Here is a 14,380-nt window from a genome sequence, read left to right as displayed (position 1 = left end):
CTGCCGTGCGGGTGGGTGGTCGGCACCATTGTCCGATTCGAGCGTGGCGGATTCCTGAGTATCCGTACCCGGATCCCGGGTGGCCGGATGTGGCCACCCCCTTCCTTCCTCCCCATGTGACCTGCGATTTCGCCACGAAAATCTCTCCGGGCGCCAAGCGTGGTCTCCGGCACCCCGGTGCCGCCCGCCCCGAAGGGCCGCGCGGGTGTCCGCGCGTCGGCGTCGCCCGTCCCCTTACCAGGGGCGACGTCACCGGGGCCGGGACCACGGCCCCGGTGCTCCGGGGCCCACCCGGCGGTGCGGGCACGGACCTGCCGCGGACCCACTCCGAAGGACCAGGGCATCATGTCGACCGACGCCACGTCCACTCCCCGGGCCCGGTCGAGGTACGGGGGCCGTCGTGGTCGTGGCCTTCGAGGTCGAACGGTCAACGGATCGGCGATCGCGGCGCTTCTTCCGCAGGCTTCCCCACCACGAAGGACGGACATCATGAAGACACCCCCCGAGTACGAAAAGACGTGGACCGGCCTGGAGACCGGCCGTTACGAAGCCGCGCTGGAGGCCATCCACGGCGCGATGGGGGCGTACAGCGCCCTGATCTATCACGAAGAGGCCAAGGACGCCCCCGATGAGCAGGTGATCGAGAAGGCGCGCCAAGGTCGACGAGCGTGCATCCGTCGCCGTGAGGACCTCGACCCGGAGGACCCCGCCGACGTCGCGCGGGTGCGGGCCGAGTACAGCGCACTGATCGAGACGGTGCGGGCCTCCTTCCTCTGACCACGCTCATCGCACCCCCAGGAACAGGAGCACCCCATGGACGACGACTACGTTTCCGTTCTCAGGTCGACGACCCCTGACGTGGTGGTCTTCGAGGCCATGCGTGAGACCGCCAACCGGGCCTCGGCCGCCTACATGCGAGCCGCCGAGGCCGCGACCACCCCGGAGGCCAAGGAAGAAGCCAGGCAGAAGATGTTGGAATGCTGGAGGCTCAAGAGCAACCGCAGCATGAGCCGCGAAGAAATGGATCAGACCATGCGGAGGCTGCAGGCGCAGATCAACGCTCTGCGAAGGTCCTGACGCGCCGGCCCGCGACGAGGCCGACGCGAAGGAACCCGGCGAGCATGGTCAGACCACCGTTCCCCCCGGCCGGCGGTGGGTGAGGAGCCTCGGGCCGTCCGTTCCTGGGGGGTGGACGGCCGGGAGGGGTGTGCGGGACCGGCATCGGTCACAGGAAGGGGTCGGGGCCCGCCCAGCCGTAGGTGTCGCGGCGCCGGGCCTCGGCGAGCTCTTCCTCGGACAACACGCGCGGGCGTCCGATCTGTCGGGCGCGCAGGTAGGTGGCGCTGAGCCAGTCGAGCAGCCGCAGGTTCTCCAGCGCGTGCTCCAGACCGCGGCCGAGCGCCACGCCGCCGTGACCGGCGAGCAGCGCCGCGTCCCGCCCCTTGAGCGCCTTGACCGCCTGGTCGGCGATCTCCCCACCGCCGTAGGGCATGAACGGGGTGACGGCGATGGCGCCGCCCAGTCCGGCGGCGCGGTGGTGGATCGGCGGCAGTTCCACTTCGACGGTCGACACGGCCACGGTGTCGGTGGTGAACGCGTTCACCACGGCGGTGACGTCGCGGTCGTGTGCGACGGCCTGACGGTGCACGGCCATGTGCAGGGTGGTCTCGGCGGCCGGGTCGCGCCGACCTTCGAGCATCCGGTCGTCCAGGGACATGACCGGACAGTCCTGCGGCTGGATCTGGTCCAGGGGCATCCCGTGCGGGGTCACGACCACCAGCTCGCCGCTGCGGACGCTGACGGTGCCGGCCTCGCCGGGCGCGACACCCGGGTGGTGGGCGATGGCGCGGGCCGTCAGGCAGACATCACGACGTTCTTGTTCGAGCAGCATGCGTTCCTCTGTGGGGTTCGCGGGCGGCGGTCGCTCGGGGAGGCGCCCCGGGCGTCCGGGACGAACCGACTTAGGTACCCCTAAATGTACGTCAAAGTCTCGTTCGGGTATTCCCTCGGGCGGTGTGTCCCATGCCCGCCGGGCTCTCCGGGAACATAGGTCTGTTCTGTCGGGGCGGTGCGGGTGATGAACGACACCGGCGGGCGCCCCGAGGCCCACGACGCGGCGTTCCCCCTGTTCGTCAGGGGCCATGTGAGCGTTGTGGTGCAGGTTTCATACGAAACGAGGCCGTTTGTGACTACCGATCTTGGGCACAAGGGATCCGTGAATCAGCCCTACACCACCCTGCCTTCCGTGCCGTACCTGGCTGAACCCGGGTCGGCCACCGCCACCAGCCTCTACATCGACGGTGAGTGGCGGGCGGCGAAGAACGGACGCGTCCGGGAGATCCTGGACCCCGCCGACGCGACCGTTCTGACCATCGTCAGCGAGGGCGGTGCCGCAGACACGGAGGCGGCCATCGCCGCCGCGCGCCGTGCCTTCGACACCGGCCCCTGGCGTCGCACCGACGCCGGCGACCGCGGTCGCGTCCTCGACCGGATCGCCGACCTCCTCCAGCGCGACCGCGAGGAGATCGCGGTCATGGAGTCCCTCGACACCGGCAAGACCATCGAGGAGGGCGGGATCGACGTCGACGACGTCACCAACGTCTTCCGTTACTACGCCGGTCTGGCCGACAAGGACGCGGGCCGACTGGTCTCCGCGCCCGAGGGCGTCCACAGCAAGGTCGTCTACGAACCCGTCGGGGTCTGCGGCATGATCACGCCGTGGAACTACCCGCTGCTCCAGCTCGCCTGGAAGATGGCTCCCGCCATCGCGGCCGGCGACACCATGGTCATCAAGCCCAGTGAGATCACCCCGGTGACCACCGCCAAGCTGGTGGAACTGTCCACCGAGGCGGGCATCCCCGCGGGCGTGGTCAACCTGGTCACGGGCAGCGGCCCCGACGCGGGCGCGCCCCTGTCCGAGCACCCCGACGTCGACCTCGTCTCCTTCACCGGGGGCCTGGCCACCGGACGCCGGATCATGGCGGCCGCCTCCGAGACGGTCAAGAAGATCGCCCTGGAACTGGGCGGCAAGAACCCGAACATCATCTTCCCCGACGTGGACCTCGACACGGCCGTGGACTACGCGCTGAGCGCCGCGTTCTTCCACTCCGGTCAGGTGTGTTCGGCGGGCGCGCGGTTGATCGTGCACAACGACATCCACGACGCGTTCACCACCGAGCTCGCCCGGCGCGCCGAGGCCATCCGCATCGGCCGCGGCCAGGACGAGGGCGTGCGCTGCGGACCCCTGGTCTCCGCCGAGCACCGAGCCAAGGTCGAGAAGGCCGTGGCCCGAGGTGTCGAGGAGGGCGCCCGGATCATCGCCGGCGGCAAGCGGCCCGACGACGCCGCGCTGCGGGACGGCTACTTCTACCGTCCCACCGTGTTCGTGGGCTGCGAACGCTCCATGGACATCGTGCAGACCGAGGTCTTCGGCCCTGTCGTGACCGTCGAGCGCTTCGAGACCGAACAGCAGGCGATCGACCTGGGAAACGACACCGACTACGGGCTCTCCGGCGGTGTGTGGACCGGCGACACCGCCCGTGGCGAGCGTGTCGCCGCCGGCCTGCGCCACGGCACCGTGTGGATCAACGACTACGGGCCCTACTTCCCGGGCGCCGAGTGGGGCGGCTTCGGCCGCAGCGGTGTCGGCCGTGAACTGGGCCTGGCCGGGCTCGACGAGTACCGCGAGGCCAAGCACATCTACCGCAACCTGGCTCCCGAACCGCAGCGCTGGTTCGGCTGACCGACGTCGGCCCCGGTCCCACCGGGGCCCCGGCCACCCGTCGGTGCGGGACCGTCCACCGCGCCGACGGGTGTCCCACCTCGACCACAGAAGAAGATCCAGAACAACGACCAACGCCATGCGGGTCGGTCTCCCGGTGTCCCCCCGGGAGATCAACGAGAGGAATCCGGCCGTGTCCAACCAGGAACACACCTATGACTACGTCATCGTCGGTGGCGGTACCGCGGGCTCGGTGATCGCCAACAGGCTCACCGAGGACCCCGGAACCACCGTCTGCGTGATCGAGGGAGGGCCCGACGACCGGGACCTGGAGCACGTGCTGCGGCTCCGCGACTGGTTGAGCGTCCTCGACGGCGACCTGGACTACGGGTACACGACCACGGAACAGCCCCGCGGCAACTCGCACATCCTGCACTCGCGCGCCCGGGTGCTCGGCGGCTGCTCCTCGCACAACACGCTCATCAGCTTCCGACCGTTCGCCGAGGACCTCGACGAGTGGGTGGCCGCGGGCGCGAAGGGCTGGGACAACGCCACGGTCCAGTCCTACGCCGACCGGATCAAGTGCAACATCGTCCCGATCGCCGAGAAGGACCGCAACGCCATGGTCCGGGACTGGGTGTCCTCGGCCTCACAGGCGGCGGGCGTCCCGGTCATCGAGGACTTCAACGCCCTCACCTCGCACGGGGGCGGCTTCGCCGACGGCGCGGGCTTCCTGTCCATCGCCTACGACCCCTACACCGGCCACCGTTCCTCCGCCTCCGTGGCCTACCTGCACCCCATCATGGACGTGCGCGAGAACCTCACCCTGCTGTTGGAGACCTGGGTCGACCGGATCCTGTTCGACGGCGACCGTGCCACGGGCGTCGGTGCCACCACCAAGGACGGTGAGCGGATCACCGTCACCGCCCGCCACGAGGTCGTTCTCGCCGCCGGGGCCGTGGACAGCCCCCGCCTGTTGATGCTGTCGGGTGTCGGCGACCGGAAGGACCTGGAGGACGTGGGGATCACGTCCCACCACGACCTGCCGGGCGTGGGCGCCAACCTCCAGGACCACCCCGAGTCGATCATCATGTGGGAGACCGAGCGGAGGGTTCCCGAGAACACCGTGATGGACTCGGACGCGGCCCTGTTCGTCCGGCGTGACGACGGCGATCCCCGGCCGGACCTGATGTTCCACATCTACCAGATCCCCTTCGACGACAACACGAAGCGGCTGGGCTACGACTCGCCCGAGGACGGCTACGCGGTCTGCATGACCCCCAACATCCCGCGGTCCCGTTCACGCGGGCGGCTCTACCTCACCTCCGACGACCCCCAGGTCCCGCCCGCGCTGGACTTCCGCTACTTCACCGACCCCGACGGCTACGACGAGCGGACCATCGTCGACGGGCTGAAGATCGCCCGCGAGGTCGCCGCCACCGAACCGTTCCGGTCCTGGATCAAGCGCGAGGTCGCCCCCGGGCCCGAGGTACGGACCGACGAGGAGCTGTCCGAGTACGGGCGCCGCGCCGCCCACACCGTCTACCACCCCGCGGGCACCTGCCGCATGGGCGCGGTCGACGACGACGGCGCCGTGGTCGACCCCCACCTGCGTGTGCGCGGGCTCCGCGGACTGCGCGTCGCCGACGCCTCCGTGTTCCCGACCCTTCCCACCCCCAACCCCATGGTCATGGTCCTCGCCCTGGGCGAGCGAGCCGCCGACCTGATCCGCCTGGATCGGGCCGCCGAGAAGGGGGAGACCCGATGAGCACCCAGGCCACCGAGGCGGCCCCCGCGGCCGGCGCCTCCGACGTGACCTTCTCGGTCCGCAACCTCTGGAAGATCTTCGGTAAGAAGGCCGACACCATCATCGGCACCGAACTGGAGCGCGCCGACCGGGACCGCATCAAGGAGGAGACCGGCTGCACCGTCGCGGTGCGCGACGTCTCCTTCGACGTCCGCCCCGGCGAGATCTTCGTGGTGATGGGCCTGTCCGGTTCCGGCAAGTCCACGCTCATCCGGTGCCTCACCCGGCTCATCGAACCCACCTCGGGTTCGGTGCGGCTGGACGGTGAGGACATCGAGCAGGCGAGCGACCAGCGACTTCGGGAACTCCGTCGGCACAAGATGGCGATGGTCTTCCAGCACTTCGGGCTGCTGCCCACCCGCAAGATCATCGACAACGTCGCGTACGGGCTGGAGGTGCGCGGGATGCCGCGCCCCGAACGCTACGCGCGCGCCCAGGAGATGATCGACATGGTGGGGCTGAACGGCTACGAGTACGCCCGCCCCGGTGAACTGTCCGGAGGCATGCAGCAGCGCGTGGGTCTGGCCCGTGCCCTGGCCGTCGACCCGCAGGCGCTGCTCTTCGACGAACCCTTCAGCGCGCTGGACCCGCTGATCCGGCGCGACATGCAGAACGAGGTCGTCCGGCTCCAACGCGAGCTGAACAAGACCGCGGTGTTCATCACCCACGACCTCCAGGAGGCGCTCAAGCTGGGCGACCGCATCGCCATCATGCGCGACGGCGAGCTCGTCCAGGTCGGTACCCCGGAGGAGGTCGTGGGCCGCCCCGCCAACGCCTACGTCGCCGACTTCACCTCCGACGTCGCCCGCACCACCGTGCTCACCGCCCGGTGGCTGGTCCGCGACGCCTACCCGGAGGAGCGCACGGACGGGCCGACCACCGAACCCGGCACCGTCCTGGCGGAGGTCCTGCCCATGCTGGCCGCCAGCACGGCCCCGGTCCGGGTGGTGGAGGGCGACACCCTCCTCGGTTACGTGGGTCGCGACGACGTGTTGCGCGCCATCGCCGAGGACCAGCTGGAGGGCGCCGACCAGGTGGCCGCCATTGTGGAGGAGACCGTGGAGGAGATCCCCGACGAGGCCATCGACCACGGCGGCGCGACGCCGACCGGGGACGGAGGGTGAGATGGCCACGGTGACCGAACCGACCGGCTCCACGGCCGTCGGCACGGCGACGTCCGGGCGCACCGGGGGGTGGCTGCGCAGCAGCGCGGCGCAGGCCCTGCTGGTGTTCGTGGTGCTCGTCGCCGGATACTGGGTGACCCGGCTGATGGGGGAACCGTCCTGGGCCGGGGGCTTCCCGACGGGGCCCGGCGATCGCTTCATGGCGTGGCTCGACCAGGTCTACGCCTGGATCGTCGCCAACCGCAACGACAGCCCGCTGTTCCTCTACTTCTTCAACTACATCTCGGTGGGGCTGGGGTCGGCCGTCGTGCTGATCAACCAGGCCCTGGACTTCCTCACCTGGGCCGGGGTGACCGCGCTCGGTCTCTTCACGGCCTGGCGCGTCGCCGGGTGGCGGGTGGCGCTGCTGGTGCTCGCCACCTTCGCGGTGTTCGCCCTGACAGGGCTGTGGACCGAGTCGATGACGACACTGGCGCTCATCATCACCTCGGTCTTCATCGCGCTGCTGTTCGGGCTCCCGCTCGGCATCCTCGCGGGACGCAGCGAGATGTTCTACCGGGGGCTGCGGCCGGTCCTGGACTTCATGCAGATCATGCCGGCCTTCGCGTACCTGCTGCCCTTCGTGCTGCTGTTCGGCATCGGTAACCCGGCGGCGGCCGTGGTCACCGCGGTGTACGCGCTGCCTCCGGTCGTGCGGATCACGGCACTGGCCATTCGCGAGGTGCCCCAGGGGGCGATCGAGGCGACGACGTCGCTGGGATCCACGCCCTGGCAGATGCTCACCAAGGTGCAGCTGCCGATGGCCAAACGCACCATCCTGCTGGGCGTCAACCAGACCATCATGCTCGCGGTCTCCATGGTCGTGATCGCCTCGGTGATCGGTGCCGGTGGTCTGGGCGACGCCATCTACCAGGCCCTGGCCAAGGTCAACGTCGGGCAGGCGTTCCAGGCGGGTCTGGCCATCGTCATGCTCGCCATCGCGATGGACCGGGTCACGGGTGCGGTCGGCCATGGCACCCGGACCCCGAACATCCCCGAGCGGTACCGGATGCCGCTGTCCGCCGCCGGTCTCGCGGTGATCATCCTGGTCACCGCCATCGGTCGCCTGTTCGGGTTGGGCGCCTGGCCGCGCGACCTGTCCATCGACATCGCCACGCCGGTCAACATCGCCTACGAGTGGGTCCAGTCGGTGATCGGCGCGTACACCGCGGCGTTGGCCACGTGGACGTTGAACTGGATCCTCAGTCCGTTGGACCTGCTGCTCAGCGGCTCTCCGTGGTGGCTGGTGGTGATCGCCGCCACCGCACTGGGCTGGATCTTCGCCGGTGTGCGCGTGGCGATCGTGTCCGCGGTGTCCTTCCTCGTCATCGGCCTGTTGGGCGTGTGGGACAACGCCATGGACACGCTCTCCCAGGTGCTGGTGGCCTCCCTGGTCACCATCGCGTTGGGCGTGGTCATCGGAGTGCTGATGTCCCGCAACGACGTCCTCGCGGCGATCCTGCGCCCCGTGCTCGACGCGATGCAGACGCTGCCGCCGTTCGTGTACCTGATCCCCGCCGTCGCCCTGTTCGGCATCGGCCGGATCCCGGCGCTGGTGGCCGCGCTCATCTTCGCGCTGCCCCCCGTGATCCGGCTGGTCAACGACGGCATCCGCGGGGTGGCCACGGGGTCGGTCGAGGCCGCCGTGTCCCAGGGGTCGACCAAGTGGCAACTGCTCACCAAGGTGGAGCTGCCGATGGCCCGCGGATCGCTCCTGCTGGCGGTCAACCAGGGCATCATCCTGGTGCTGTCCATGGTGGTCATGGGGGCACTGGTCGGCGCGGGCGCGCTCGGCAACGACGTCGTCGTGGGTCTGGCGCAGAACCAACTCGGTCTCGGTCTGGCCGCCGGTCTGGCGATCGTCTGCCTCGGCCTGTTCCTCGACCGGGTCACACAGGGAAGGAGGGCACCCCGTGCCTAGGTTCTTGAGGAGAAAGGGTGTCCTGCTCCGGGTCGTCGTGGCCGTGCTCGCCATGGTCATGGTGTCCTCGTGCGCGGTACGGACCGACCAGATCGCCCGGGACCCGGGTGTGGTCCGCATGGCCCTCAACGGCTGGGTGGGGTACGAGGCCAGCGCGGAGGTCCTGGCCACCATCCTGCGCGACGAGATGGGCTACGAGGTCCAGCTGGTCCGCACGGACGAACAGCCGTCCTGGCAGGCCTTGGACCAGGGTGTGCTGGACGTGATCGTGGAGAACTGGGGCCACGAGGACCTGTTCGAGCTCTACGGCCCCGACGGCAACGACACCGTGGTGGACGGTGGCCCCAACGGGAACGTCGGCGGTATCGGCTGGTACGTGCCCGCCTACATGGTGGACGAGTACCCGGACCTGCCCACGATGGAGGGGATCAAGGAGCACGCCGACCTCTTCCGTACCGCGGAGACCGGCGACAAGGGCGAGTTCCTGGGCGGCGCGCCCGGGTTCGTCACCCAGGACCAGGGGATGATCAACGCGTTCGACCTGAACCTGGAGATCGTCTTCGCCGGTTCGGAGGCCGCCCAGATCACCGAGGTACGGCGCCGCTACGCCAACGAGGAACCGGTCCTCTTCTACTTCTACGACCCGCAGTGGTTGCAGGAGGAGTTGGACTTCGTACGGGTCGAGTTCCCCGCGTACAAGCCCGGTTGCGACGCCGATCCCGAATGGGTGCCCTGCGACTACCCGCAGTACCACATGAACAAGATCTTCCGCACCGGGTTCGTCGAGGAGGACGGTGACTCCTACCAGTTCCTCGACAACTGGCACTGGACGAACGAGCAGCAGAACGAGGTCGCCCGGATGATCGCCGACGAGGGGATCGACGCCTCCGACGCCGCCCGTATCTGGGTGGACGAGAACCCCGACGTGTGGCGTGAGTGGCTCCCGGAGGGCTACGAGAACCGCTGACGGCTCGCCTCGCGCGGGTGGGGACCGTACGGGTCCCCACCCCCCGAGGACGGTGCGTCGCGGGGCCCGTGCGGGCCCCTCGACGGTTCCCCGGGCCGCAGTGGCACGCCGGGGCCCCGCCCCGGTGTGGCCGCCCCGGGTCAGCGCTTGGGGCGTTCGTAGTGCAGGCGCCGGCTCACCCAGTAGACGTTGATGCAGGCGGCGACGAATCCCGCGCCCAGGACCACGACCAACCAGGTCGGGTCGGCCCACAGAAGGGCGGCGATCGTGCCCAGAAGCAGCACGACGGCCCCGAAGACCGCCAGAACCAGCCGGAAGGCCAGGGCACTGGCGGGGCGGTCGTGGCTTCCGAGGGCTCCCTTCACCCGTCCACGTCTGGCGCGTTCCATGTGCGTCCACCTCCTCCCCACAGTCCTACCCCGTGCGGGTGCGTCACCGACCCCGGGGGCACGTCAACGGTGCACGACCACGTGCGCCCCGCGCAGTGTCATCCCCACACCGACGGGGAGCGGCAGCACGGCGATCTCCGCCTCCTCGTCGGCCTCCCACTCCCAGCCCACCTCGCTCACCGAAGAGACCCGGTCCGGCGCCGTGATCGCGCCCTCGGCGGTGTCCTGCTCGATCCCCGACCCGGGGTCGGGGTCCTCCTGCGGTGAGGAGGAACAGCCCGACACCGCCAGTGCCAGGCAGAGGGCGGAGACGGCCGGGTCGCTCGGTCTCGTCACGTCGCGCGTCCTCGGTCGGGTGTCGGTCCTGTGCTGACGGCGTCTTCCGAGGCCATGTCGCCCGGGACCACTTTCCCACCGGGCCCTCCCCGCCGCTCCACAGGGTGGGACGATCTTGACACGCCGCAGGGGGCGCCCCGGCGGGAGCGCCCCCTGGCGTTCGGTGGGCCCTACACGCCGTCCATCAGGGCGGGCAGGGTGGACTCGTAGGTGGAGCGCAGCTCGTCCAGGCCGATCTCGACGACGCCGCCCGTGTGGGTGATCGTCAGGCTCGTGCCGCCGACGGTGCCGATCTGGGCGACGGGGACCCCGTGCTCACCGGCCAGGGCCACGAAGGCCTCCTCCTGGCCGGGCTCGACCGCCACGATCGTGCGGGCGCCCGACTCGCTGAACAGCTCCGTGAAGGCGTCGCCGTCCAGCTCCACCCGCACACCCTTGCCGCCGCGCAGGGCCGACTCGGCCAGGGCCACGCCCAGACCACCGTCGGACAGGTCGTGCGCCGCGGCGGCCAGGCCGCGGTCGGCCGCGGTGGCCAGGACCTCGCCCAAGGCCGCCTCGGCGGCCAGGTCGACGTGCGGGGGGAGCCCGCCCAGGTGTTCGTGGACCACGTCGGCCCAGGCCGATCCACCGAACTCCGGCCGGGTGGTGCCCAGCAGGAACACACGGGAGCCCTCGGCGTCGAAGCCCGAGCGCAGGCGGCGGTTGACGTCGTCGATCACGCCGAGCACACCGATGACCGGCGTCGGGTTGATCGCCACGTCACCGGTCTGGTTGTAGAAGCTGACGTTGCCACCGGTCACCGGGGTGCCCATCCGCAGGCAGGCGTCGGCCAGACCGCGCGTGGTCTCGGCGAACTGCCACATGACCCCGGGGTCCTCCGGCGAACCGAAGTTGAGGCAGTTGGTGACCGCGAGCGGGCGCGCACCGGTGGCGGCCACGTTGCGGTACGCCTCGGCGAAGGCCAGCTGCGTGCCCGCGTACGGGTCCAGCCGGGTGAACCGGCCGTTGCCGTCGGTGGACAGCGCCACGCCGCGGTCGGAGTCGTCGGCGATCCGGATCATGCCGGAGTCGTGCGGGGCGGACACCACCGTGTCGCCGCGCACGTAACTGTCGTACTGCCGCGTGACCCAGGTGGGGTCGCCCACGCCGGGCGCGCCCAGCACCCGCAGCAGCTGCTCGCGCAGCGCGGCGTCGTCGCCCGGACGGGCCAGCTTCGCGGCGTCGTCGGCCTGCAACGTGTCCTGGGACTCCGGGCGCGCGAACGGGCGGCGGTAGACCGGGCCCTCGTCGGAGGCGGTCCGCGGCGGCATGTCCACGACGGTCTCACCGTGCCAGGTCATGACCAGACGGCCGCCGCGCTCGGCCTCCTCGGGGGTCACGTCGGTGACCTCGCCGATCTCGGTGGCCAGGATGCCCCACTTGTCGCACACGGCGAGGAAGTCGTCCATCTTGGCGGGCTCGACGATCGCCATCATGCGTTCCTGCGACTCGCTCATGAGGATCTCCTCGGGAGTGAGTCGGTGGTCGCGCAGCGGCACCCGGTCCAGCCGGATGTTCATGCCGCCGGTGCCACCGGCGGCCAGCTCGGTGGTGGCGCAGGAGACGCCCGCGGCACCGAGGTCCTGGATCCCGACCACCATGTCCTGGGCGTACAGCTCCAGGCTGCACTCGATGAGCAGCTTCTCCATGAACGGGTCGCCGACCTGGACGCTGGGCCGCTTGGCGTGCGACTCGTCGTCGAAGGTGGCGCTCGCCAGCACCGAGGCGCCGCCGATCCCGTCGGGGCCGGTGGTGGAGCCGAACAGCACCACCTTGTTGCCGGGACCGGGCGCCTGGGCGAGCTTGATGTCCTCGTGCTTGAGCACACCCACGCACAGGGCGTTGACCAGCGGGTTGCCGATGTACCCGGGGCCGAAGCCGATCTCACCGCCGATGTTGGGCAGACCGAGGCAGTTGCCGTAGAAGGAGATGCCGGAGACCACACCGGGAAGCACGCGCTTGGTGTCGTCGGCGTCGGCCGGTCCGAAACGCAGCGCGTCCATCACGGCGACCGGCCGGGCGCCCATGGTGAGGATGTCGCGGACGATGCCGCCCACGCCGGTGGCCGCGCCCTGGTGCGGCTCCACGTAGGAGGGGTGGTTGTGCGACTCGATCTTGAAGGTCACGGCGTGACCGTCGCCGACGTCCACCACACCGGCGTTCTCGCCCATGCCCACGAGCAGGGCGTCGCTCTCGGGGGCCTTCTCCCCGAACTGGCTCAGGTGCACCTTGGACGACTTGTAGGAGCAGTGCTCGCTCCACATGACCGAGTAGATCGCCAGCTCGGCCGAGGTGGGTCGACGGCCCAGGATCGCGCGGACCCGCTCGTACTCGTCCTTGGCCATACCCAGTTCGGCGTACGGCTGAGGGGTGTCCGGGGTGTCGTGCGCCGTGGCGACGGTGTCGAGACCGGGTACTTCAGACATGCGGTGCTTCCGTTCGGGTGTCGCGGAGTTGCGCGGGTGGTGCGGGCCGAGCCTTGGCTGTGTCCGCCGCCCGGCACCGGATCAGTAGGCGGGCATGCCCGCGTTGCCCAGCATGAGGACGGGGATGGCGTCTCCGCCCGGTGCGGAGGAGTCCGCGACCAGGGTGTCCCCGTCGGTGAGGACGGAGTCGTTGAGCGCGATGTCGTCGGGGGAGTCGGCGTCCTCGGGCAGTTCCTGTCGCCAGCCGTTGGACAGCAGGTGCTCGTACACCGACGTGACCGCCTCGTCGGTGGACATGTCGAGCTCCTCGCCGTCCTCGCCGGCGACGAGGATCAGCCGGAAGCACACGTTCCCGTTGCAGTGGGCCTCGTCCTGGTCCACGTAGGTGAACCCGGACGGGGGGTCGCCCAGGGCCCCGACGTCGGGCGGCGGCTCCTGCTGCTGCCCGTCCGGTGCGCCCTGTTGCCCCTGGCCCTGTTGTCCCTGTTGCTGCTGGGAGGCCACGGGAGCGGCGTTGAACGACTGGAACAGGCCGATGGCCCCGGAGACCACTAGGCCGACCACGACCAACCCCACCAGTACGTACATGGTCTTCCGGGAGCGCAGCAGCGCCATCATCGCGAGGATCGTCCCCCTGTCGGGTGCGGTGGGCCGACGGGTGCGCCGGCCCGGGTGGTTCAGGCCGGGACTTCGGCCTTCAGGTGGTGCAGGATCGAGCTGAAGAAGCCCAGACCCTCGGTGGAGGGTCCGGTCAGGGCCTCGACGGCGTGTTCGGGGTGCGGCATGAGGCCGACCACGTTGCCGTGCTCGTTGGTGATGCCGGCGATGTCGCGGCGCGAGCCGTTGGGGTTGCCGCCGACGTAGCGGGCGATGACCCGGCCCTCGGCCTCCAAGCGGTCGAGGGTGTCCTCGTCGGCGACGTAGCTGCCCTCACCGCTCTTGAGGACCACCAGGATCTCCTGGCCCTCGTCGTAGGCGTTGGTCCAGGCGGTGCGGGTGTTCTCCATCCGCAGGACCTGGTCGCGGTTGACGAACCGCAGCGAGGAGTTGCGGGTGAGCGCACCGGGAAGCAGGTGGCTCTCGCACAGGATCTGGAAGCCGTTGCAGATGCCCAGGACCGGAAGGGCGCCCGAACGCGCCGCCGGGACCAGCTCGGACATCAGCGGGGCGAACCGGGCGATGGCGCCGCAGCGCAGGTAGTCGCCGTAGGAGAAGCCACCGGGCAGGACCACGGCGTCGACCCCCTTGAGGTCGGCGTCGTCGTGCCACAGCGCGACGGGTTCGGCACCCGCCAGGGACACCGCGCGCGCGGCGTCCTTGTCGTCAAGGGAGCCTGGGAAGGTGACGACGCCCACACGGGCTGTCATGAGCACACTCCGGGATCGTGGTTCGACGGGGAGAAGTTCGGTGCCCGACCCCGTCACGGGGACGGTGGGTCCGCTACCACCGCAGCGTACCCGCTCACCTGTGTTCGGGTACGACGGTCACCCCGTTCCAGGGGGCGGGGTCTGTGCGATCCTCCCAAGGAAACCCCGCCCGAAGGGGGTGCGGGTGTGCGACCGGACAGGTCCCGTGGTGTGCGTCACGGCCCGGACCGCGTCCGGAAGGGGC

At 70.2% G+C, this 14,380-nt stretch carries 13 protein-coding genes; 7 read left to right on the top strand and 6 right to left on the bottom strand.

Features of this window, described 5'->3' with window-relative positions:
* Positions 1 to 489 precede the first annotated feature (489 nt).
* Both DSY14_RS03930 and DSY14_RS03925 read left to right on the top strand, forming a co-directional pair.
* Positions 490 to 777, top strand: a complete 288-nt coding sequence (locus DSY14_RS03930) for a hypothetical protein (protein ID WP_211715051.1) — start codon at positions 490 to 492, stop codon at positions 775 to 777.
* 36 nt (positions 778 to 813) lie between these two features.
* Positions 814 to 1,077: a hypothetical protein gene (locus tag DSY14_RS03925; RefSeq protein ID WP_211715050.1), complete on the top strand. Its 264-nt coding sequence runs from the start codon at positions 814 to 816 to the stop codon at positions 1,075 to 1,077.
* Between the two features lie 148 nt (positions 1,078 to 1,225).
* On the opposite strand, the gene DSY14_RS03920 is transcribed toward DSY14_RS03925, so the two are convergent.
* A complete protein-coding gene (locus DSY14_RS03920; RefSeq protein ID WP_211715049.1) occupies positions 1,226 to 1,891 on the bottom strand; it encodes a class II aldolase/adducin family protein in 666 nt (221 codons plus the stop codon).
* A gap of 324 nt (positions 1,892 to 2,215) precedes the next feature.
* On the opposite strand from DSY14_RS03920, the gene DSY14_RS03915 reads away from it, so the two are divergent.
* The 5 genes from DSY14_RS03915 to DSY14_RS03895 all read left to right on the top strand — a co-directional run bounded on the left by DSY14_RS03915 (position 2,216) and on the right by DSY14_RS03895 (position 9,579).
* Positions 2,216 to 3,742, top strand: coding sequence for an aldehyde dehydrogenase family protein (locus DSY14_RS03915; RefSeq protein ID WP_211715048.1), 1,527 nt, complete (start codon positions 2,216 to 2,218; stop codon positions 3,740 to 3,742).
* 172 nt (positions 3,743 to 3,914) lie between these two features.
* A complete protein-coding gene (locus DSY14_RS03910; RefSeq protein ID WP_211715047.1) occupies positions 3,915 to 5,489 on the top strand; it encodes a GMC family oxidoreductase in 1,575 nt (524 codons plus the stop codon).
* The gene (locus DSY14_RS03905; RefSeq protein ID WP_211715046.1) at positions 5,486 to 6,652 is read left to right on the top strand and encodes a glycine betaine/L-proline ABC transporter ATP-binding protein; all 1,167 of its coding nucleotides are present in this window, start codon (positions 5,486 to 5,488) and stop codon (positions 6,650 to 6,652) included. Before DSY14_RS03910 ends, DSY14_RS03905 begins: the two co-directional genes overlap by 4 nt.
* 1 nt (position 6,653) lies before the next feature.
* Complete coding sequence (locus tag DSY14_RS03900; RefSeq protein WP_211715045.1) at positions 6,654 to 8,612, top strand: proline/glycine betaine ABC transporter permease; 1,959 nt, start codon at positions 6,654 to 6,656, stop codon at positions 8,610 to 8,612.
* Complete coding sequence (locus tag DSY14_RS03895; RefSeq protein ID WP_307851121.1) at positions 8,605 to 9,579, top strand: ABC transporter substrate-binding protein; 975 nt, start codon at positions 8,605 to 8,607, stop codon at positions 9,577 to 9,579. The genes DSY14_RS03900 and DSY14_RS03895 overlap by 8 nt, the downstream gene beginning before the upstream one ends.
* A 140-nt stretch (positions 9,580 to 9,719) precedes the next feature.
* Here the strand turns inward: DSY14_RS03895 and DSY14_RS03890 are convergent, their stop codons facing one another.
* From DSY14_RS03890 to purQ, 5 genes are all read right to left on the bottom strand, one after another.
* On the bottom strand, positions 9,720 to 9,968 hold the full coding sequence (locus tag DSY14_RS03890; protein WP_211715044.1) for a hypothetical protein: 249 nt from the start codon (positions 9,966 to 9,968) through the stop codon (positions 9,720 to 9,722).
* Positions 9,969 to 10,031: 63 nt separating this feature from the next.
* Positions 10,032 to 10,304 carry a hypothetical protein gene (locus DSY14_RS03885; RefSeq protein ID WP_211715043.1) on the bottom strand — a complete coding sequence of 91 codons (273 nt, stop codon included), beginning with the start codon at positions 10,302 to 10,304 and terminating at the stop codon, positions 10,032 to 10,034.
* A gap of 170 nt (positions 10,305 to 10,474) precedes the next feature.
* A complete protein-coding gene (purL, locus tag DSY14_RS03880; protein ID WP_211715042.1) occupies positions 10,475 to 12,769 on the bottom strand; it encodes a phosphoribosylformylglycinamidine synthase subunit PurL in 2,295 nt (764 codons plus the stop codon).
* A gap of 81 nt (positions 12,770 to 12,850) precedes the next feature.
* A complete protein-coding gene (locus DSY14_RS03875; protein WP_211715041.1) occupies positions 12,851 to 13,387 on the bottom strand; it encodes a hypothetical protein in 537 nt (178 codons plus the stop codon).
* A gap of 59 nt (positions 13,388 to 13,446) precedes the next feature.
* Positions 13,447 to 14,136, bottom strand: coding sequence for a phosphoribosylformylglycinamidine synthase subunit PurQ (gene purQ, locus DSY14_RS03870; RefSeq protein WP_211715040.1), 690 nt, complete (start codon positions 14,134 to 14,136; stop codon positions 13,447 to 13,449).
* Between the last annotated feature and the right edge of the window lie 244 nt (positions 14,137 to 14,380).

It is taken from the genome of Nocardiopsis sp. MG754419 (assembly GCF_018207095.1).
Classification (GTDB): domain Bacteria; phylum Actinomycetota; class Actinomycetes; order Streptosporangiales; family Streptosporangiaceae; genus Nocardiopsis.
This window is presented reverse-complemented; position numbering and strand designations above follow the sequence as displayed.

Bases quoted from the DNA above. Each gene is read 5' to 3' on its own strand.
- DSY14_RS03930 (WP_211715051.1), top strand. From the start codon at position 490: ATGAAGACACCCCCCGAGTACGAAAAGACGTGGACCGGCCTGGAGACC.
- DSY14_RS03925 (WP_211715050.1), top strand. From the start codon at position 814: ATGGACGACGACTACGTTTCCGTTCTCAGGTCGACGACCCCTGACGTG.
- DSY14_RS03920 (WP_211715049.1), bottom strand. From the start codon at position 1,891: ATGCTGCTCGAACAAGAACGTCGTGATGTCTGCCTGACGGCCCGCGCC.
- DSY14_RS03905 (WP_211715046.1), top strand. From the start codon at position 5,486: ATGAGCACCCAGGCCACCGAGGCGGCCCCCGCGGCCGGCGCCTCCGAC.
- DSY14_RS03900 (WP_211715045.1), top strand. From the start codon at position 6,654: ATGGCCACGGTGACCGAACCGACCGGCTCCACGGCCGTCGGCACGGCG.
- DSY14_RS03890 (WP_211715044.1), bottom strand. From the start codon at position 9,968: ATGGAACGCGCCAGACGTGGACGGGTGAAGGGAGCCCTCGGAAGCCAC.
- purL (WP_211715042.1), bottom strand. From the start codon at position 12,769: ATGTCTGAAGTACCCGGTCTCGACACCGTCGCCACGGCGCACGACACC.
- DSY14_RS03875 (WP_211715041.1), bottom strand. From the start codon at position 13,387: ATGATGGCGCTGCTGCGCTCCCGGAAGACCATGTACGTACTGGTGGGG.
- purQ (WP_211715040.1), bottom strand. From the start codon at position 14,136: ATGACAGCCCGTGTGGGCGTCGTCACCTTCCCAGGCTCCCTTGACGAC.